The organism is Pseudomonas sp. YNh (genome assembly GCF_037993085.1).
GTDB lineage: Bacteria > Pseudomonadota > Gammaproteobacteria > Pseudomonadales > Pseudomonadaceae > Aquipseudomonas > Aquipseudomonas putida.
On the sequence record NZ_JBBMRJ010000010.1, the window covers coordinates 109,196 to 129,496 of the forward strand.

Annotated in this window: 17 protein-coding genes, 1 tRNA gene and 1 pseudogene; 8 read left to right on the forward strand and 11 right to left on the reverse strand. The window is 63.3% G+C overall.

All coding sequences use genetic code 11. The annotated features are described in order from the left end of the window. Positions 1 to 91: 91 nt before the first annotated feature. Together WF331_RS13000 and WF331_RS13005 are read left to right on the forward strand one after the other, a co-directional pair. Positions 92 to 604: a DUF3299 domain-containing protein gene (locus WF331_RS13000; protein WP_016497770.1), complete on the forward strand. Its 513-nt coding sequence runs from the start codon at positions 92 to 94 to the stop codon at positions 602 to 604. Positions 605 to 713: 109 nt separating this feature from the next. Then, positions 714 to 1,397 (forward strand): OmpW/AlkL family protein, encoded by a 684-nt coding sequence (locus WF331_RS13005; RefSeq protein ID WP_016497769.1) that lies wholly within the window; start codon positions 714 to 716, stop codon positions 1,395 to 1,397. On the opposite strand, the gene WF331_RS13010 is transcribed toward WF331_RS13005, so the two are convergent. Further along, positions 1,385 to 2,590, reverse strand: a complete 1,206-nt coding sequence (locus tag WF331_RS13010) for an MFS transporter (protein WP_340622982.1) — start codon at positions 2,588 to 2,590, stop codon at positions 1,385 to 1,387. The genes WF331_RS13005 and WF331_RS13010 overlap by 13 nt on opposite strands. 101 nt (positions 2,591 to 2,691) lie before the next feature. On the opposite strand from WF331_RS13010, the gene WF331_RS13015 reads away from it, so the two are divergent. After that, positions 2,692 to 3,135: a winged helix-turn-helix transcriptional regulator gene (locus WF331_RS13015; RefSeq protein ID WP_284398805.1), complete on the forward strand. Its 444-nt coding sequence runs from the start codon at positions 2,692 to 2,694 to the stop codon at positions 3,133 to 3,135. Positions 3,136 to 3,267: 132 nt separating this feature from the next. Here WF331_RS13015 and WF331_RS13020 read toward each other — a convergent pair whose 3' ends face one another. Then, positions 3,268 to 4,200, reverse strand: a complete 933-nt coding sequence (locus WF331_RS13020; RefSeq protein WP_016497766.1) for an NAD-dependent epimerase/dehydratase family protein — start codon at positions 4,198 to 4,200, stop codon at positions 3,268 to 3,270. Next, positions 4,193 to 5,077 carry a sugar nucleotide-binding protein gene (locus tag WF331_RS13025; RefSeq protein ID WP_340622983.1) on the reverse strand — a complete coding sequence of 295 codons (885 nt, stop codon included), beginning with the start codon at positions 5,075 to 5,077 and terminating at the stop codon, positions 4,193 to 4,195. The genes WF331_RS13020 and WF331_RS13025 overlap by 8 nt, the downstream gene beginning before the upstream one ends. 262 nt (positions 5,078 to 5,339) lie before the next feature. On the opposite strand from WF331_RS13025, the gene WF331_RS13030 reads away from it, so the two are divergent. From WF331_RS13030 to WF331_RS13040, 3 genes and pseudogenes are all read left to right on the forward strand, one after another. Then, a complete protein-coding gene (locus WF331_RS13030) occupies positions 5,340 to 5,702 on the forward strand; it encodes a hypothetical protein (RefSeq protein WP_340622984.1) in 363 nt (120 codons plus the stop codon). A 149-nt stretch (positions 5,703 to 5,851) separates the two neighbouring features. Beyond that, positions 5,852 to 6,642: pseudogene (locus tag WF331_RS13035) on the forward strand (TSUP family transporter). Positions 6,643 to 6,650: 8 nt separating this feature from the next. Beyond that, positions 6,651 to 7,496, forward strand: a complete 846-nt coding sequence (locus tag WF331_RS13040) for an alpha/beta hydrolase (protein WP_284364999.1) — start codon at positions 6,651 to 6,653, stop codon at positions 7,494 to 7,496. A gap of 11 nt (positions 7,497 to 7,507) precedes the next feature. Here the strand turns inward: WF331_RS13040 and WF331_RS13045 are convergent, their stop codons facing one another. Next, entirely contained in the window at positions 7,508 to 8,317 is an 810-nt protein-coding gene (locus WF331_RS13045; RefSeq protein ID WP_016497761.1) for a helix-turn-helix domain-containing protein, read from the reverse strand. 178 nt (positions 8,318 to 8,495) lie between these two features. Between WF331_RS13045 and WF331_RS13050 the strand changes: the two genes are divergently transcribed. Together WF331_RS13050 and WF331_RS13055 are read left to right on the forward strand one after the other, a co-directional pair. Next, positions 8,496 to 9,938, forward strand: a complete 1,443-nt coding sequence (locus WF331_RS13050; RefSeq protein WP_061202630.1) for an alanine/glycine:cation symporter family protein — start codon at positions 8,496 to 8,498, stop codon at positions 9,936 to 9,938. A 72-nt stretch (positions 9,939 to 10,010) separates the two neighbouring features. Next, complete coding sequence (locus tag WF331_RS13055; protein ID WP_445324666.1) at positions 10,011 to 11,000, forward strand: asparaginase; 990 nt, start codon at positions 10,011 to 10,013, stop codon at positions 10,998 to 11,000. Positions 11,001 to 11,106: 106 nt separating this feature from the next. Here the strand turns inward: WF331_RS13055 and WF331_RS13060 are convergent. From WF331_RS13060 to fdnG, 7 genes are all read right to left on the reverse strand, one after another. Then, positions 11,107 to 11,202, reverse strand: a tRNA-Sec gene (locus WF331_RS13060). Positions 11,203 to 11,208: 6 nt separating this feature from the next. Then, positions 11,209 to 13,131, reverse strand: a complete 1,923-nt coding sequence (gene selB, locus WF331_RS13065; RefSeq protein ID WP_284364990.1) for a selenocysteine-specific translation elongation factor — start codon at positions 13,129 to 13,131, stop codon at positions 11,209 to 11,211. Further along, positions 13,128 to 14,555 (reverse strand): L-seryl-tRNA(Sec) selenium transferase, encoded by a 1,428-nt coding sequence (selA, locus tag WF331_RS13070; protein WP_016497757.1) that lies wholly within the window; start codon positions 14,553 to 14,555, stop codon positions 13,128 to 13,130. Before selA ends, selB begins: the two co-directional genes overlap by 4 nt. Positions 14,556 to 14,676: 121 nt before the next feature. Then, the gene (gene fdhE / locus WF331_RS13075) at positions 14,677 to 15,603 is read right to left on the reverse strand and encodes a formate dehydrogenase accessory protein FdhE (protein ID WP_340622986.1); all 927 of its coding nucleotides are present in this window, start codon (positions 15,601 to 15,603) and stop codon (positions 14,677 to 14,679) included. 4 nt (positions 15,604 to 15,607) lie between these two features. Then, positions 15,608 to 16,264, reverse strand: a complete 657-nt coding sequence (locus WF331_RS13080) for a formate dehydrogenase subunit gamma (protein WP_016497755.1) — start codon at positions 16,262 to 16,264, stop codon at positions 15,608 to 15,610. Continuing rightward, the gene (gene fdxH / locus WF331_RS13085) at positions 16,261 to 17,211 is read right to left on the reverse strand and encodes a formate dehydrogenase subunit beta (RefSeq protein ID WP_016497754.1); all 951 of its coding nucleotides are present in this window, start codon (positions 17,209 to 17,211) and stop codon (positions 16,261 to 16,263) included. Before fdxH ends, WF331_RS13080 begins: the two co-directional genes overlap by 4 nt. Continuing rightward, positions 17,211 to 20,279 carry a formate dehydrogenase-N subunit alpha gene (fdnG, locus tag WF331_RS13090; RefSeq protein WP_340622987.1) on the reverse strand — a complete coding sequence of 1,023 codons (3,069 nt, stop codon included), beginning with the start codon at positions 20,277 to 20,279 and terminating at the stop codon, positions 17,211 to 17,213. Before fdnG ends, fdxH begins: the two co-directional genes overlap by 1 nt. Positions 20,280 to 20,301 lie beyond the last annotated feature (22 nt).

The window sequence follows — 20,301 nt, forward strand, 5'->3', positions numbered from 1 at the left end:
CGCGGGCACGCCCGCTCCCACAGGGAGCCCCGCAGGCTTCGAACCTTGTGCAGGACCTTTGGGAGCGGGCATGCCCGCGAAGAGGCCGGCAATGCGCATGCTGCTGGCCCTGCTGTTGCTGGTAGCAATGCCGCTATGGGCCGCCGAACCCAAGGAGCTGGACTGGCCGGCCCTGATCCCCGAAGGCGCCCCGGTCATCCCGCCACAACTGGCGCCGCTGCATGACATGTCACAGCTCAGCAACGCCCTGTCTGCCGAGTCCGCGCCCGCCGCGCGCCAGCAAGCCCCCGATGCCCCAGTGGTGAAGGGCCTCGACGGCCAGCAGGTCAAGCTGCCGGGCTACATCGTGCCGCTGGAGGTAAGCGAAGAAGGCCGCACCACCGAGTTCCTGCTGGTCCCTTACTACGGTGCGTGCATCCACGTGCCACCCCCGCCGTCGAACCAGATCGTGCATATTTTCAGCGAGATGGGCGTGCGCGTCGAAGACCTCTACCAGCCGTACTGGATCGAGGGAAAGATGCAAGTTAGAGCCTCCAGCAGCGAACTGGCCGACGCCGGCTACCAGATGGAAGCCGAGAAAATATACGTTTATGAGCTGAGATGAGAACTGTTTCGAATTCGTGAAGACGCTTCTTTGAGCTGGGTCAAACTTTCTGTTTAAACAGCTCCGTACCATTGGACTACTCGATTAATAACGTCCTTTGGGAGCTTCCATGAACAAGTCCTTGCTCGGCGCCTCGCTTGTGGCCCTTGCGCTCGCCGCCCCTGCCGCCCACGCCTACCAGGCGGGGGACATGATCCTGCGCGCAGGCGCCATCACCACCGCCCCGAACGAAAGCAGCGGCGACCTGAAGTTCGACGGCAACAAGGTGTCGGGCACCAAGGCGACCCTGGACAGCGACACCCAGCTGGGCCTGACCTTTGCCTACATGCTCACCGACCACATTGGCCTGGAACTGCTGGCAGCCACCCCGTTCAAGCACACCGTCGGCGTTAAAGGCCTGGGCGGCGGGCTGGACGGCAAGCTGGCAGACATCAAGCAGTTGCCACCGACCCTGTCGCTGCAGTACTACCCGATGGAGCCGAATTCGCGCTTCCAGCCGTACGCCGGTGTGGGTATCAACTACACCCTGTTCTTCGACGAAGACCTGAGCAGCGCACGCAAGCAACAAGGCTTCAGCAACCTCAAGCTGCAGGATTCGGTCGGTATTGCCGGCCAACTGGGCATGGACTACATGCTGACCGAAAACTTGCTGGTCAACGCCTCGGTCTGGTACGTCGACATCGACACCAAAGCCAGTGTCAACGGCCCGACCGCGCTGGGCTACAGCAAGACCAAGGTCGACGTCGATGTCGACCCGTGGGTGTACATGGTCGGCCTTGGCTACAAGTTCTGACCTGAACACTGCAGGGCGGCTTCGGCCGCCCTCGCGCGTTGCAGCCATAGCCAGTAGCCCAGCGCTGCCGCACTGAAGGCCATGCCAAGCCCACACACCGCAGCCCACCCCCATCGGGCATGCACCCAACTCGCAAGCACCGCCCCCAGCCCGCTGCCAAGCGAATAGCAGCACATGTAGGCGCCGATCAATCGGCTGGCCATCGCGCCACGCCCTGCCAGCAACAGGCTCTGGTTGGTGACATGCACCGCCTGCACGGCAAAGTCCAGCATCAGCACACCTAGCACAAAGGCCATCAGCGACAGCCCGACAAAAGCTGTGGGCAACCACGACAGCGTCAGCAGCGCCAGCGCCAGCCCGGTGGTGCGCTCTCCCTGCCCTTGGTCGGCCAAGCGACCGGCGCGCGCAGCCGCCAAAGTACCCGCAACACCTGCCAGGCCGAACAGGCCAATCTCGGTATGGCTCAACGCCAATGGCGCCGCGCTGAGGGGCATGACCATGGCACTCCACAGCACGCTGAACGCAGCGAAGATCAATACGCCAAACACGCCGCGCTGGCGCAGCAGCCTGTCCTCCCGATACAAACGGAACTGGGACACGATCAACGCCCGGTAGCCAGGCCGGTGTACGAGCGGCTGCCCACCGGGCAGGCTGCGCCACAGCACCAGGGCCAGCAGCGTCAGCAGCCCTGCGGCAACCAGATACACACTGCGCCAACCGGCCAAGTCAGCAAGCCCACCTGCCACCAGGCGCGCCAATAGAACCCCCAGCACCACGCCACTGGTGACGGTGCCCACGGCCTGCCCCTGCTCACCGGGTGAAGCCAGGCTGGCCGCATGCGCCACCATTATCTGCACCATGACGGCCATCAGCCCGGTGATGGCCAAGGCCAGCAGCAACATCGCCCAGTTGGGCGCCATGCCGACGCCGACCAGCGCCAGGGCAGAAAACAGCAACTGGCCCAGCAACAGGCGCTTGCGGTCGATCAGGTCCCCCAGTGGCACGATCAGTAGCAGCCCCAGGGCATAACCTGCCTGGGTCACGCCGACTACCCAGCCAATTTGCTGCTGCACCACTCCCAGGTCGGCGGCCATCGATTCAAGTAAAGGTTGGGCGAAGTACACCGTCGCCACCGCCATGGCGCTGGTGATGGCAAGCAGCAGGGTTAGCCCGCGTGTCAGCGCAGATGTCATCGGTCAGGCCTCGTCAATTTGGTTTCGATTTGAAACCACCCCTGGCTATTTAGCAAATGTGGTTTTAATCTGCAACTAGACAATCAGAAAAGGCCCACCCCATGCTCGATGAAAACAATGCCCAATGCCCGGTGGCCCGAGCCCTGGAGGTATTGGGTGATCGCTGGGCACTGATGATCCTGCGCGATGCCTTCGATGGCCTGCGGCGGTTCAGTGAGTTTCAGAAGAACCTGGGGCTGGCGAAGAACATCCTCGCCTCACGGCTCAAGCTGCTGGTGGAAAGCGGACTGCTGATGACACAGCCGGCATCGGATGGCAGTGCCTACAAGGAATATGTGCTGACCGAAAAAGGGCTGTCGGTGTTTCCGGTGGTGGTTGGCTTGAGGCAGTGGGGGGAGCGATACCTGTTTGAAGCGGGGGAAGCGCGTTCTGAATTGGTGGAGGGTGTTACGGGCCAGGCGCTTGAGACTTTGCAGGTGCGGGCTGTGGATGGGCGGGTACTGGGGGCCGAGGATTGCCTGCGCAGGGTTGTGCGGCATGGGTGATTTTTAGGGCTGCTGCGCAGCCCATCGCGACACAAGGCCGCTCCCACAGTGACAGTAAGTCCATTGGCTTTACGCGGTCGTTGTAGGAGCGGCCTTGTGCCGCGAAAGGGCCGCAAAGCGGCCCCAGCGCTATCAGCTTTTACCCAGTAACCGCGCGAGACCTTCAACCATCGGCGTCGCCTGCGGAAACTCGAACCGCGCCAGCAACCGCTGGTTGTCCGCCCGCGAATGGCGAATATCACCCGAACGCGCCGCCACATGGCTGATCGCCGGCAAGCTGCCCACCACCTTCTCCAGCGCCACCAGCAACTGGTTCAGCGAGGTGGCCTGGTTGAGGCCGATGTTCACCGCCCCCTCCTCGACCTGCGGCTGCTCCAGTGCCTGCACCATCACCTGCACCAGGTCGCCCACGTAGAGGAAATCGCGGGTCTGCTCGCCATCGCCGAAGATGGTGATCGGCAAGCCCTGCACTGCGCGCTCGCAGAAGATGCTGATTACCCCGGAATACGGCGAGGACGGGTCCTGGCGTGGCCCGAAGATATTGAAGAAGCGGAACACGACCGGCTCCAGGCCATGCTGACGGCGGTAGAAGTCCAGGTACTGCTCACTGGCCAGCTTGTCCACGGCGTAGGGCGTCAGCGGCGCCTTGGGCGTGTCTTCGGCAATCGATTCACCCTCGCCATTGTTGCCGTACACCGCCGCACTGGAGGCAAACAGCACCCGGCGCAGACCATGCACGCGCATGGCTTCGCACACATTGAGGGTGCCAATGAAGTTGCTTTGGTGGGTACGCACCGGGTCTTCGACCGAGGCCTGCACCGAGGCCACCGCCGCCAGATGCACCACGGCACTGCAGCCTGCCGCAGCCTGCGTGACCAGCCCGGCGTCGGCCACATCGCCTTCAATCAGCTCTAGCCGTGGGTGGTCAACCTGCAGGTTGCTGCGCCGGCCGGTGGAGAAGTCGTCGAGAATGCGTACGGCGTAGCCTTTGTCCAACAACGCATCGCACAGGTGGGAGCCAATGAAGCCGGCACCGCCGGTGATCAGGATGGGGGCGTCAGCCATGGCGGTAGAACCGGTCCAGTAGAGGCGGCAGGCCGGCGCGCCAGGCGCGCGGCTTGATGCCGAAGGTATGAAGGATTTTCTTGCAGGCCAGTACAGCGTTCTGCGGCTCTTCGCTGGCATCCGGCCGTGCCGCATGGGCCTGCGGTGTCGGCGCCTGCACCGCCAGTTGGCGGTATTGGCCTGCTTCGGTAAGGATAGCCTGGCCCAGCGCCAGCGGCGTGGTCGCCTCGTTGCCGGCGTAATGGTAAGTGCCCCAGAGCGGCGCACTGCAATCGAGCTGCTTGAGCACCGACAGAATCACCCGTGCGGCATCGTCGACCGGTGTCGGGTTACCACGCCGGTCATCGGCCAGCAGCAGCTCTTGCGGCTGCTCTGCACGGGTCAGGAAGCGGCCCAGCGAGCCTTCGATGCTCTCGTCGAGCAACCAGCCGAAGCGCAGCAGCACATGCTGCGGGCAGGTTGCGCGCACACTCTGTTCGATGCGCCACAAAGCCTGGCCACGCAGGCCAAGCGGTACTGGCTCATCCTTTTCGCTGTAGGCGGTGGCCCGCGAACCATCGAATACCCGGTAGCTGGATGGCTGCACCAGGGTGATCTGGTGGTGCTGGCACAGCTCTGCCAGCCGCTCCACTGCCCGCTCCTGTTGAGCCAGGCGTTGCTCGCTGACCGACTCGGCCTGGAACCAGTCGAAGTAATAGGCCAGGTTGACCAGGGCGTCGGGGCGGTGATCGTCGAGCAACTGAGTGAGGTTGGCCGGCGTCCAGCCGTTCTCGGGCGGGCGCGGCGCCAGGAAAGCAATGTCCTCCTCGGCCCCAAGACGAATCAGCGCTTGCCCGAGGGCATTGCCACCACCCAACAGCATTAGGCGCATACGCATAGAGTCAGCAGATCCGAGAGGTTGATGAAGGAAAGGGGCCATTTTGCGGTTTCCGGGCGGGGAAGTCCAACGTCGAGCCTCGCCAAGGCCTCAGGGGAGTCGTGGATCTGGAGTTTCACTGCACGACACAGCCGACAGAGAAAAATCCTACGACGCATCAGGAAAGAGCTGACTTCCCCGCAGAGGCGTAACTGCATTGAATAGTTGACTCTCTTGCTTGCCTGGCGGGGAGCCTCCTCACAACAAGTACAAGGAACGTTCAATGCCCCATCCCGAAGCCGCATACCTGGATTTCCGCCCGGACCAAAGTCGGGCCATAGCCCTTGCAAGTCAAACCATTGCGGACTTGGGCGGACCGGAAGCCAAGGGTGCAGCATTTGAAGCTCGTGCCTTCGCCGATCAGCTCGAAAAAGGCTTGGATGAAAAACAACGTTCGCTGCTGCAGCGCTTCGACGAAGGCAACGTGTCAACCTTGATGTTCAGGCAAATGCGTTGTGCCGACGAGCCGATACCTGAACACCTACCCGAAATCTGCGACCTGGCGCAAAGCCCTCGCTGCCTATACCTCGCTTCGATAACACACAACCGCTGGCGTTCGTCCTCCAGCCTGATAACGCATTGTTGATCAACAACAGCCGAGCCTTGCACGGTCGCGACAGGGTCCAGGACAACCGGCGCCTGCTCATCCGTCAATTCGGATACTCCCCCTTAGCAGAACCGCTGGTTCTCGTTGAAGACCCCCTTCTGGTTCGTGGTTAATCACTGAGAAAAACGATGATCGAATTCGATTTGACGCTTGTTCTGATACTCGCGCTCGTTGCACTCATGGCCGGCTTTTTCGATGCGATCGCCGGAGGCGGAGGCTTGATCACGCTCCCGGTGCTATTTATCGCCGGTATAGAGCCCTTGGCAGCAATTGCCACGAATAAAGCCCAAGCCGCTTCGGCTACCGTTTCGGCTACATGCGCGTTCGCCCGAAAAGGCATGATCGACTGGAGGCGAGGCAGCCCAATGGCGGTGATGTCGTTTATTGGAGGGGCTTGGGGGCCTTGTCCATAACCTACGTGCCCAAAAGCTTTTTGCAGGCATGTGTCCCACCCTTGCTGATCCTGATAGCAATCTACTTTGCCTTTAGTCCAAAGCCGAATGAGCAAACGCGTAAGGCGACGTTATCGAGTAGCCTGTTCTGCGTAACGGTTGCGCCAATCATTGGGTTTTATGATGGTATCTTCGGCCCTGGCGTCGGCTCGTTCTTCATGCTGGCCTGCGTAGTGCTACTAGGCCAACAGCTGATACAAGCCGTGTGCACCAGCAAGCTTTTGAACGCAGCCTGCAACCTGGGCGCGTTGTCAGTATTTTTACTCAGCGGAGCGATCATCTGGCCGCTGGCGCTGGCAATGGCGATTGCCGCCTTTCTGGGCGCACAATTAGGTGCGCGCTGCGCAGTTCGTTTCGGCTCTCGCCTCATAAAGCCGCTGCTGGTCAGTGTCTGCATCATCATGGCATTCAAACTACTGCTCGACACGGGCAATCCACTCGGCGAGTGGCTCGATCAGTTTTTCTAGAGGGCGCCATGCACTTGCAAAAGGGATCTTCTCAGCGTCTGAAATGGCAATTTGACGAACCCGCCCCGGGCAAAGAACTGTTTATCAACGAAGCGTTTGGGAACTACCAGCAACAGGCCCGGTTGCTGGTACCTGATACCGAGCGCGCAGCGCCGGCATTGGTGCTGGGTGGCGCGCGCTCGGACTTTACCCGGCTCAACCCACTGCTCTATCGCTTGCAAGCCGCTGGCATCGGGTCGCTCACCGGCAATCTTTCTGGTCACAGCCTCGCCAGCGAGCCAGGCGCAGTGGCACCGTCACTGGCTACCAACCTCAAAGAGGCACAGCGGTTTCATACGCATATCGCTCCTCGATGCCGAACACTGATCGGCCACAGCCTGGGCGCGGCAATCACGCTGAAACTTGCAGCACGGTTGCCGCAAGTGGACAGGATCGTGTTGATCTGCCCAGCGGTTTATCCAGATGATGCCCACCGGGCGCCGTTTGGCCCGGCATTCACCACAGCCATCAGCAAACCCTACGGCTTTCTGGACAGCGACAGCTACGCCTTCCTCAAGCAGTTCCAAGGCAGAGTGCTGATGGTGATTGGCGAGTATGACGGGCTCAACTCACAACGATTCGGCAAAGGCCCAGGGACCAGTGCAGGTAGCCTGTGGCTGGACGGTGCCGAGCGCTACAGCCCGGTTCCCGAAGAAGTTACCCAGGCCCTGATGCAATCAGTTCCAGCAGCGCGTTTGCAATGCCTGTTTCTTACCGACTGCGACCATGGCATCGCTTCCCACTTACGCAGTACGCCAGCCATTGCGGATCAGGTTGCCCGCGCCGTGGCGGGATTCATCCTCGAAGACGCCTGACTTGTTGAGCATTACTCGATCTCGAACAAACTGTTGCGCAACGGCCCCACACTCAACCGCTCACGCACATCATCATCTATACGTGGGTCATCCGGCCGGTACAGTTTTACCTGACGATAGGCATTGATGCGATTGATCTCCTCGCCCAGGTACTCCCACACCACGCGGGTGCAGGCCGGGTTGCGACGGTCGCCGCTGGAAACCCCGGCCTTGAGGCCGTTCAGGCGGGTGATGCGGCTTTTGAAGCTGGGGATGAGAATGGTCTGGCTCATTTCGTTGAAGGTGAGCGACTCGTAGTCGATGAGGAACACCCGGTCCTGCAGCTGAAACGCCGCGCCCAAGTAGCGGCAGCGCACCTCGGCATGCTGGTCAGTGGCACTGGAACGCTCCTGGCGCTCCTGGCGCTCGAACAGGAAACGGCCGCGCTCTTCCCACAGGTGCACCAGCGACACCAGGATCGTGCCCGGCACCGACATGCAGTTGGAATACTCGAAGTAATAACCGCAATAGCGCGACAGGTTGCCCGCATGATCATGCAGCGGGCGGAACAGTTCGCTGATCGGGTCGCTGGGCTGCTCGGCCAAGGTGGACACCCGTGCGCCGATCAGCCGGGCGAACTGCTCGGCCGGCAGGTTCAGTTCGTAATCCTCGACCCCGAAGAAATCGCCAATGCGCTTGAGGTTGAAAGCCGTCGGACGGCTTTGACCGCTCAGGTACTTGTTGAACTGCGCGCGGTTGATAGAGAGCTGCCGGCAAACTTCGGAGATAGAGCGGTAGTGGCTGCAGGCCAGTTTGAGGTTGGTGGCGAAATGGTCGCTCATGTGCGGAACCCAGGTGACGCGAATGACGCCATTGTAGCATCAACTAGCATCAATTCAGAGCAACCCGCGAAATTGTAACGACTCTTGTCATGGCCAACCATTCGCCCCAACGAATAGCGGTGCGCCTGCCGTCCGCTGGTCATTCCACACGAAGAATAAGAATCGAGGTCATTTTCCAATGCTCGAAGTACTCAACGATTTCCTTTCGGGGAAACTCCTCATCGTGCTGATCGTAGGGCTGGGTAGCTACTTCACTATCCGTTCGCGTTTCGTTCAGTTCCGCCATTTCGGCCACATGTTCACCGTTTTCAAGGAATCGCTGCGTGGCCAGGCAGGCCAGCTGAGCTCCTTCCAGGCCCTGATGTTGAGCCTGGCCGGCCGCGTTGGCGCCGGTAACATTGCCGGTGTCGGTATCGCCGTGACCCTGGGTGGCCCGGGCGCCGTGTTCTGGATGTGGGTCACCGCACTGGTGGGCATGTCCAGCAGCTTCTTCGAATGCACCCTGGCCCAGGTCTACAAGCGCGCCGACGGCGACGGCCTGTACCGTGGCGGCCCGGCCTACTACATCCAGCATGGCCTGAAGCGCAAAAGCATGGCCATCGTGTTCTCGATCCTGCTGCTGGTCACCTACGGCTTCGCCTTCATCGGCCTGCAGTCGTACACCGTGACCCACTCGCTGCAGAACGCCTTTGACTTTGCCCCAAGCCAGACCGGTATCGTCCTGGCAGTGCTGCTGGCCATCACCTTCATCGGCGGCATCAAGCGCATCGCCGCCGTGTCGGACCTGCTGGTACCGATCAAGACCTTGGCCTACATCGGCGTGACCCTGTACGTGATCGGCACCCAGATCGAACACGTGCCGGCCATGCTGGAAACCATCTTCAAGAGCGCCTTCGGCCTCGACCCGGCGTTTGGCGGCCTGCTCGGCAGCGCCATCGTCATGGGTGTGAAGCGTGGTGTGTTCGCCAACGAAGCCGGCCTGGGCAGTGCGCCGAACGTCGCCGCCGTGGCTGCCGTGAAACACCCGGGCGCCCAGGGCGTGGTCCAGGCCTTCAGTGTGTTCCTCGACACCTTCGTGATTTGCACCTGCACCGCGCTGCTGATCCTGCTGTCGGGCTTCTACACCCCGGGCTTCGAGGGTGACGGCATTGTCCTGACCCAGAACTCGCTGGCCGCCGTGGTCGGTGACTGGGGCCGTGTGTTCGTCAGCGTGGCGCTGTCGCTGTTCGTGTTCACCTGCATCCTCTACAACTACTACCTGGGCGAGAACAGCCTGCAGTTCCTCACCCGCAACCGCGTGGTGCTGATGGTGTTCCGTGGCCTGGTGCTGGCACTGGTGGTGTGGGGCTCGATGCAAGACCTGTCGACCGTGTTCGCCTTCGCCGACATCACCATGACCTGCCTGGCCTTCGTCAACCTGGTGGCCCTGGCCCTGCTGTTCAAGGTCGGCCTGCGCGTGATGCGCGACTACGACGACCAGCGCAAAGCCGGTATCGGCCAGCCTGTGTTCGACTCGAGCAAGTTCGCCGACCTGGACCTGGACCGCAATGCCTGGCCTGCCAATCCACAGGTGGAAACAGCCGCTGACAAAGCAGCCGTCCAGGCTCAGCCGCAGCGCTGATATCCTCTCCTGCCCAGCCGCCCCTTCCGCGGGCGGCTTTTCTTTCTCGGCTCACCGCTACGGATGTTTTCCATGCGTGCAGTAAAGAATCTTCTCGTTCTCTATACCGGTGGCACCATCGGCATGCTCGAAACCCCGGAAGGCCTGGCGCCAGCCGGTGGCTTCGAAGCGCGGATGCGTGAGCACTTTGCCAAGATGGCCGACGCCCCCCAGGTGCACTGGTCGCTTCAGGAGCTGAACCCACTGCTCGACAGCGCCAACATGCAACAGCACAACTGGCTGGCGATGCGCGATGCCATCGTCGAAGCGGTGGATGTGGCAGGCCATGATGGCGTGCTGGTGTTGCATGGCACCGACAGCATGGCTTACAGCGCCGCGGCGTTGTCGTTTTTGCTGCTGGGCGTGCCAGTCCCGGTGCTGCTGACCGGCTCGATGCTGCCGGCAGGTGCCGCAGACAGCGATGCCTGGGCCAACCTGTGCGGTGCGCTGCGCCAGTTCGAACAAGGGCTGGAGAATGGCGTGCAGCTGTACTTCCACGATCAGCTGCTGCATGGCTGCCGGGCGTCGAAGCTTCGCAGCGAGGCGTTCGATGCCTTTGCTGCGTTGCCGCGCCATCGCGACGGCGAGCGGGCCGGGGCGATTCCCGCCGAGCTTGGCTACAAGCACCCGCGCCAGCCGGTCAACCTGGCGATAGTGCCGGTGTTCCCCGGGCTGCAGGCCGGGCACTTGCAGGCCTTGATCGACAGTGGTGTGCAGGGTTTGCTGCTGGAGTGCTACGGCAGCGGTACCGGGCCGTCGGATGACCAGGCGCTGCTGAATGTGCTGCGGGCGGCGCGCCAGCGTGGCGTGATGTTGGCAGCGATCAGCCAGTGCCCTGAGGGTTCGGTGGTGTTCGATACCTATGCGGCGGGTAACCGCTTGCGTGGGGCCGGGCTGGTCAGTGGCGGTGGCATGACCCGTGAGGCGGCGCTGGGCAAGATGGTTGCGCTGCTGGGGGCGGGGTTGGATGTGGATACTGCAGAACAGTGGTTTGCCCTGGATCTGTGTGGGGAGCGGGCTTAGGCTTCACCCTTCAGGGCCTCTTCGCGGGTGAACACGCTCCCACAGGTCCCGTGCAAGTCCCAAACGCTGTGAAGCGCCCCGTAGAGCCCCGAAAGGCGAATGAAAATGGCGGAAGGCAGCGGGAGTCGAACCTGCCCGGGAACGGCTGCCGTCCCCAACCGGGTTTGAAGCCCGGCCGCGCCACCGGGCGCGATTGCCTTCCTTGAACTCAGTGCCTGGCCTGCTGCTGGGCCAGGGCGCTGTCGGCGCGGATGTGACGCTGGTCGGCCACCCTCCGGGTCAGGCCGATGCGGTCGAAATATTCCAGAATCTGCACACTGCGCTTGCGACCGATGCCCAACATATCGCGAAACGCGGCCACCTGCACTATCGGCGTTTCGCTGGCCTGCCCCAGCAACAGCTCTGCCATGCGCTGTAGCGTCGCCTCTGGGTAGAACAGGTCACGCACCACCTGGTGCACCACACCAAGCCTAGCCAGCTTGCGCAGCAGCAGGCGCACGTCGGCTTCGGCGCAATTCTCCTCAGTTGCCAGCGTCCTGACCCAGGGCGGATCGTATTGTCCCGCCAGCAACCTCGGCTGCAAGCGCGCCCACAACGCACTGTCGGCTTCGCTCAACTGCACCTTGTGATCGGGCAAATGCAGCCAAGGCCCGCTGCTGGCGATGGCGCCGTCATCGAGCAGTTCATCCAGCAGGCTGACGAATGCCGGGCGCTCCAGCGGCAAGGCCGCAAAGCGACGCAGGCGGTCACGGTCCGGGCCCAGTTGGTCAGGCTCTTGCTCATGAAAACGCGCCAAGTGCTCCAGCACCTGTTGCTTCAGCGCCTGCCACTGGGCGTTGGCGAACAGCAGCTGCCCCTGCCGCGTGGCCACCACCAATACCCCTTCTGGCAACTGCCAGGTTGCGCGCAGGCGATTGAACTGCCGCTCAAGCCGCTGGGGATCGATGCCACCGGGAGCGCTGGCTAGCAGCGCAGGCAGGGCCTGTTCCAGGTCGTCGGCATCCCGCAGCACCTGCAGCTGGCGCAGGCGCTCATCGCTGCGGCGCTGCCGGCTTGGCGCGAACGGGTCGAGTACTTTGCCGCCCCCCAAGGTGCGCTGGGCTCGCTGGTCACGCAGCACCAGGCGATCGCCGTGCACGGCCTGCAACGGCGCATTGAGCAGTAACTGGGCGAACATACGCTGCCCCGCTGCCAAGGACTCACCTTCGAGCAAGGCCACGCGGGCCGTTACATCCTGGGTGCCGAGGTGCACGTGTACAGCGCTGAAATGTTCAAACGTACGGGGCTCGCCCGGCAGCAGGTTCAACTCGATATCGACGCGTACGCTGGGCGCGTGCAGCCACTCGGGCACCAGCCAGTCGCCCCGATGCACCTGCTCCATCGCCAGCCGTTCGGCCGTGATGTTCAACGCCACTCGCTGGCCTGCCTCGGCCACCAGCGCGGCCTGGTTCTGCGCATGCAGACCACGCACCCGCACCGGTTTGCCGGCCTTGCCCAGCAACAAGGTGTCGCCGGCACTGACCCGCCCGGCCAGCGCCGTGCCCGTGACCACCACGCCGGCACCGGTAACCGCGAAAGCGCGGTCGACGGCCAGGCGAAAACCGCCACCAGCGCTGCGCTTGCGCACCGCTGCTTCGGCCTCCAGCAAGGCCTGACGCAACGCGTCTATGCCTTCCCCGTTGATGCTGGAGACGGGAAACTGCCGCGCACCGGCATACGGCCCGGGCGCCAGCAGTTCGCTGACTTGCGCCCGCACTTCGGCCAGGCGCGCCGGCTCGACCCGGTCACATTTGCTGATCGCCACCAAGGCCTGAGGAATGCCCAACAGCTCGATGATCGCCAGGTGCTCGCGGGTCTGCGGCATGACCCCGTCGTCGGCAGCCACCACCAACAACACAAGGTCGATACCGTGGGCACCGGCCAGCATGTTGTGGATAAAGCGCTCGTGGCCCGGCACGTCGATGAAGCCAGTCAGCGGTGCGCCCTCGGCCAACGCCGCGTAGCGATACCCCAGATCGATGGTCATGCCGCGGGCACGCTCCTCCTGGCGCTGGTCGCCGGCCTGCCCGGTCAACGCCTGCAGCAGTGCGGTCTTGCCGTGGTCGATATGGCCGGCGGTACCGACGATCACTGCACCGGCCCCAGTTGCAGGGCGGGCAACTGCGCCAGCCACTGGAGCTCGTCATCCAGTTGGCGCAGGTCCAGCCACAGGGCGTCGTCATCGATACGGCCAAGCACCGGCACCGGCAGTTCACGCAGTGCCCGTTCCAGCACATGCAGGCTGCGGCCTCGCAACTTCTTCGACACCTGCGGGCGCAGGCACAGGGCTGCACTGGGCAAGCGCGCCACCGGCTGGCTGCCACTGCCGATCATGCCCAGCGCGGGCTCCACGCTGACAGCCCACTGCTCACCGAGGTGAGCCTTTAGCCCAGGGGCCAGGCGCTCGGCCTGGGCCTGTATCTCGGCCTGGCTGCGGGTCAGCAGACGCAGGCTGGGCAGGCGCTCGGCCAGACGGTCGGGGTTACGGTACAGCGCCAGCACCGCTTCGAGTGCAGCGAGGGTGATCTTGTCGACGCGCAGCGCACGCTTTAGCGGGTTTTTCTTGATCCTGGCAATCAAGTCCTTGCGACCGACGATGATCCCGGCTTGCGGCCCGCCCAGCAGTTTGTCGCCACTGAAGGTGACGATATCGGCGCCGTCAGCCAGTGCCTGACGCACCGTCGGCTCGGCGGGCAAGCCCCAACGGGTAAGGTCTAGCAGGCTGCCGCTGCCGAGGTCTTCGAGCAGCGGCAGCTCATGTTGGTGGGCGATGCGCGCCAGCTCGGCCGTGGGCACCTGGGTGGTGAAGCCCTGGATGCTGTAGTTGCTGCAATGCACGCGCATCAGCAGGCCGGTACGTGGGCCGATGGCAGCTTCGTAGTCGCGGGCGTGGGTGCGGTTGGTGGTGCCGATCTCGTGCAGCTTCACACCGGCACGGGCCATGATGTCGGGGATACGAAAGGCACCGCCGATCTCGATCAGCTCGCCGCGGGAGATGATGCCCTCCTTGCGCGCGCCCAGGCTGTTGAGCGCCAGCAGCACAGCGGCGGCATTGTTGTTGACTACGGTGACGGCTTCGGCGCCGGTCAACTCGCGGATCAAACCTTCGATCAAATCGTCACGGTCGCCGCGCTTACCGGTAGCCAGGTCGAATTCCAGATTGAGAGGATAGCGGGCGGCGGTTTGCATGGCCTCGATGGCTTCTTCGGGCAACAGTGCACGACCGAGGTTGGTGTGCAGTACGGTGCCGGTAAGGTTGAGCACGCGGCGGACCTGGCTGCGCTGCTGAACGGCCAGGCGTTCGCCGGTGCGGCCCAAGAGGATTTCGGGGGCCAGTTCGGCGGGGGTGAGTTCACCGTTGCGGGCGGGGGCGCGCAGGTCGTCGAGCAGCTGGCGCAGGGTGGACAGGACCGCGTCGCGGCCGTGGCGGTCGATCAGTGCGAGGCCGGCCGGGTGGCGCAGGAGGGTGTCGATGGAAGGCAGGCGTAGGGTGTGGCTGGCGAGGCTTGAAGACATGCGGTACTACCTTGGCTGATCCGGTGTCTGTACTGGCCTCTTCGCGGGTGAACCCGCTCCCACAGGGTCCGCGGAGCGGGTTTACCCGCGAAGAAGGCAACTCGGTGTCCAGTGTAGACACTCAACCACTACCCGGCGCGAGCATCAGGTTGGGCGCCAGGCGATGGAAGCCCTCCTCGTCCAGGCGCATATCCAGCACCAGGCTGGCCAGGTCGTCGGCCAGCGGCTCGGCCGCCGCGTCGTTTTCCAGATAATTCTGCTTCAGGTACGTACTGCACACCGGGCAGCACTCCGCTCGCAGCGGTGCCTTGCCCGGCGCATGGCGGTCATCTTCCAGGCTGGTGTAGCGCAAGTCCTTGCTCGACTCGCAGTACACACACTTGACCCGCACCACATGCCATTCACAGGCACACAGCGAACAGGCCAGATAGCGCAAGCCATTGTGCTTGCCGCGGTTACGCACCACCCCGGCCATTGCCGGCGAACCGCACGCCGGACACTGGGCCAGGCTACCGGCGGGTTTGAGCTCCGGCGCCGGCACCGCCAGCAACCAACTGGACCAGGCCGCCTGCAACGCAGCGCCCAAAAACGGCACCAATGCCGCAGGCACCGCGTCGTACTGGCCCGCCAGCAAGGCGATGCCCCAGCCCTTGCGCTGATGGTCATCGCTGCTGCGCAGCACCTGCAATGCTTCACCCAACGGGCCGCCTGTAGCGCCGCTGCAGTGCTCCAGCAAGGCCTGCAACCAGACAAGCCAAGGCCCTTCACGCACCAGGCTGTCGGCCGCCAGCGGCGGCAAGCCATGACTTATGCACAGGCGTTGACGCTCCTCGGCCACCGGCATACCACCGGGCGGGTTACCCAGAAGCTGCTGCTGGATGCGGCACAACTGCGCGATCAGCCGCAGATAGTCGCCAAGGGCATTGCCATCGGCCAGTTGCTCAAGGCGCGCAGCGCGCAGTTCGAACAGATTGGCGGGGGGCAGATGCAGGAACGGCGGCGCTACCGCCGATGCCTCGATCTGCCCAGGTTCAAGTATCGTGCTCAAGCGCTCATCCTTCTTTTCGTCCGTGATTGCCCGGCGTCTTGTCGCCGGTCACTTCGCGGTACCACAACGCATGGTGCTTGCGCGCCCAGGCACGGCTGACCCAGCCATGCAGCATGGCGCCGATCGAACCCTTGATCCAGATGCCGGCGTAGATGTGCACGATGATGCTGAGGATCAGCACGAAGCCCGCCAGTGCGTGGGCAAGCGATGCCAGGCGAATCGAGCCTATATCAAAGAAGTGACTGAAATAGGCCCGCCAGATCACCACGCCGCTGATCAACAACACCAGCATGCACAACAATAGCGTCCAGAACAGCAGCTTCTGCCCGGCGTTGTATTTACCAATGGGGGGCACGCCGTCTTCGCGGTTGACCATCACCCGATCAATGCGACGCAACCACAGGCGGTCGTTGGCGGTGATGAAGTTGGCGCGCCAGAAGCGGAACACCAGGCCGAGGAAAAACACGAACATCGCCACACCCATGAACGGGTGCAGGATGCGCGTCCACGGCCCACCGCCGAACAGATGGCTTAACCAGAACAGCGCCGGGTGAAACAGCGCCAGCCCGGAAAGCCCGGCCATGAAGAACAGGATGGCGACAATCCAGTGGTTGGTCCGCTCGTTGGCGTTGTAGCGCAGGATGGGTTTGTTGTCGTTCATGGCCGCTGCTCCCCTTGCCCACCGGGCTGCTTCGGATCGTAGACATGCACCGCCGGGTCTACCTGGTGCACGCTGTCATCGGGCGGCGCTGGGTGCTCGTCCTCCTCTACCCGCTGCGGGCCTACCCGCACGTAGTGGAAGAACCCGGCCAATACCGCCGCGCCCATGGCCAGCAGCGCCAGCGGTTTGGTGAAGCCCTTCCACAGCCCCACAAGCGGGCTGATCACCGGCTGGTCCGGCAGGCCGGCGTACAGCCTCGGCGTGTCGGCATGGTGCAGCACGTACATCACGTGGGTGCCACCGACGCCATCCGGGTCGTACAGCCCGGCCTTGTCGTAGCCCCGCGACTTCAGGTCGACGATGCGCTCGGCGGCGTGCACCTTCATCTCGTCCTTGCTGCCGAACACGATCGCCCCGGTCGGGCAGGTTTTCACGCAGGCCGGCTCCAGGCCCACGCTCACGCGGTCGGAACACAGCGTGCACTTGTACGCCTTGTGGTCCTTCTGCGAGATGCGCGGGATGTTGAACGGGCAGCCGGTAATGCAGTAACCGCAACCGATGCAGTGGTCCTGGTTGAAGTCGACGATGCCGTTGGCGTGCTTGATGATCGCCCCCGGGCTCGGGCAGGCCTTCAGGCAACCTGGGTCGGCGCAGTGCATGCAACCATCCTTGCGGATCAGCCACTCCAGGTTGCCGTCGTCGCGCTCGTGCTCGGTGAAGCGCATCAGGGTCCAGGTCTCGGCAGTGAGGTCCTGGGGGTTGTCGTAGGTGCCGTGGTTGTGGCCGACCTCGTCACGCAGTTCGTTCCACTCAGAACACGCCACCTGGCAGGCCTTGCAGCCGATGCACTTGGTGGTATCGATCAGCTTGGCGACTTCCTGCTGCTGGCGTACCGAAGGCGGTACGGTGGTGGTGGCCGAGCGGGCGATGATGTCTTGGCTGGCCATCAGAGTTTCTCCACTTTGACGAGGAACGACTTGGACTCTGGCGTCTGCGTGTTGCCGTCACCCAGGAATGGCACCAGCGTGTTGGTCAGGTAGCCATGCCGCGTTGCACCGGTGAAGCCCCAGTGCAACGGGATGCCGATCTGGTGCACGGTCTGGTTGTTGACCTGCAGCGGGCGAATCCGCTTGGTCACCACTGCCACCGCATCGATATGCCCGCGCTTGCTCGACACTCGCACCCGGTCGCCGGCCTTGATGCCTTTCTCATTGGCGAGTACCTCGCCGATCTCGACGAACTGCTCCGGCTGGGCAATGGCGTTGAGCCGGCAATGCTTGCTCCAGAAGTGGAAGTGCTCGGTGAGCCGGTAGGTGGTCGCCGCATAGGGGAACTCGTCGTGGGTGCCGAGGGTGTCCCACACCGAGTCGAAGATGCGCCCGGCCGGGTTGCTGACCACCTTCTTGTTCTGCGGGTGCAGCGGGTTGATGCCAATCGGCGTTTCGAATGGCTCGTAATGCTCGGGGAACGGGCCTTCGGCCATCTTGTCGATGGCGAAGAAGCGCGCCACGCCTTCAGGGTTCATGATGAACGGGTTCATACCCGCTTCCGGTGGCGAGTCGACCTTGAAGTCCGGCACGTCGGTGCCGGTCCAGGCCTTGCCGTTCCACCACACCAGGCGCTTTTTCTCCGGGTCCCACGGCTTGCCTTGCGGGTCGCTGGAGGCACGGTTGTAGAGGATGCGGCGGTTGGCCGGCCAGGCCCAGGCCCAGTTCTGCACCTGATGCATGCCGTAGGGGTCGCTGTTGTCACGACGGGCCATCTGGTTGCCCTGCTCGGTCCAGCTGCCGGCGAAGATCCAGCAGCCGGACGCGGTGCTGCCATCGTCCTTCAACTGCCCGAAGCCCGACAGCTGCTGGCCGGCTTTGAGCGTGGCGCCGGTGGCGTCGGTAAGGTCGGTGACTGCCCAGCCGTTCATCTCCTTGGCCAGCTCCTCCGGGGATGGCTCTTCAGGAATCCTGTACGGCCAGCTGATGTTCATGATCGCGTCAGGGTAGGCGCCGCCCTCGGCCTGGTAGCGTTGGCGCATGCGCAGGAACAGCTCGCTCATGATCTGCACGTCGGTACGGGTCTCACCCGGGCCGTCGGCCCCCTTCCAGTGCCATTGCAGCCAGCGGCTGCTGTTGACCAACGAGCCATCCTCCTCGGCGAAGCAGGTGGTGGGCAGGCGGATCACTTCGGTCTGGATACTGGCCGTATCGACATCGTTGAATGGCCCGGCGTTGCGCCAGAACTCCGAGGTTTCGGTAGCCAGCGGGTCCATGATCACCAGCCACTTGAGCTTGCCCAATGCCGCAGTCACGCGGTTCTTGTCCGGCAGCGCAGCGATCGGGTTGAAGCCTTGGCACACGTAGCCGTTGACCTTGCCTTGGCTCATCATCTCGAACATGCGCAGCACGTCATAGGCAGGCACGTCGAGCTTGGGCAGCCAGTCATAACCCCAGTTGTTTTCTGCCGTGGCGTTGGCGCCGTACCACGCCTTCATCAGGCTGACGTGGAACTTGCCGTAGTTCTGCCAGTACGACAGTTGCCCCGGGCGCAGCGGTCTGGATGCGCGCTTGTCGATGTAGGTGGCGTAGTCCTGCTCGGCATCCCCAGCCAGGGTCAGGTAACCCGGCAGCGAGTTCGACAGCAGGCCGAGGTCGGTCAGGCCCTGGATGTTGGAATGCCCGCGCAGTGCGTTGACCCCGCCACCTGGCATACCGACGTTGCCCAGCAGCAGCTGGACCATGGCCGCGCTGCGGATGATCTGCGCACCGATGGAGTGTTGCGTCCAGCCCAGTGCATAGAGAATCGTCATGGTCTTGCCCGGTACCGAGCAGGTGGCGATCTCTTCCCAGACCTTCATCATGGCGTCCTGTGGCATGCCACAGATCATGCTCGCCAGCTCAGGGGTGTAGCGGCTGTAATGCTGCTTCATCTGCTGGAACACGCAACGCGGGTGCTGCAGGGTCGGGTCGACCTTGGCAAAACCGTCCTCGCCCAGCTCGTAACCCCAACCGGATTTGTCGGCGTACACGCGCTTGGCCTCGTCGTAGCCGCTGAACAGCCCGTCCTCGAAGCCATAGCTCTCTTTGACGATGAACGACACGTCGGTGTAGTTGCGCACGTATTCGTGCTGGATCTTGTCGGTGCTCAGCAGGTAATTGATCAGCCCGCCCATGAAGGCGATGTCGGTACCGGTGCGGATCGGCGCGTAGTAGTCCGCCACCGAAGCGGTACGGGTAAACCGTGGGTCGACCACAATCAGCCGCGCCTTGTTGTGCGCCTTGGCCTCGGTCACCCATTTGAAGCCGCACGGGTGCGCTTCTGCTGCGTTGCCACCCATCACCAGGACCAGATTCGCGTTGGCGATATCGGACCAGTGGTTGGTCATGGCGCCACGGCCGTACGTCGGGGCAAGACTTGCCACCGTCGGGCCATGTCAGACACGTGCCTGGTTATCGAACCCCAGCATGCCTGTTGCGCGGACGACCTTGTGGGTCAGGTAGCCAGCCTCGCTGGAGGCGGCGGAGGCAGCAAGAAAACCGGTGGTAAGCCAGCGGTTGACGGTTTGCCCCTGGGCGTTCTTCTCGATGAAGTTGGCGTCGCGGTCCTGCTTCATCAGGTCGGCGACGCGGTCGAGCGCCTCGTCCCAGCTGACCCGCACCCACTCCTTGCTACCCGGCTTGCGTACCTCGGGGTACTGCAGGCGGCTTGGGCTGTGGATAAAGTCCAGCAGGCCGGCGCCTTTCGGGCATAGGGTGCCGCGGTTGACCGGGTGGTCGGCGTCACCTTCGATATGGATGATGCTCTGTTTGACGTTCTTGCCCGCATCGCCCTGGCTGTACAGGATCAGGCCACAGCCGACCGAGCAGTAGGGGCAGGTGTTACGGGCTTCTTTGGTGTGCGCCAGCTTGAAGTGACGCACCTGCTCGGCGAAGGCCGGCGTCGGGGCCATGCCCAACGCCGCCAGGCTCGAGCCTCCAAGGCCAACTGCGGCGACCTTGAAGAATTGCCGACGGTTGAGGTCCATCGTGCACTCCTGATCAGTTTTC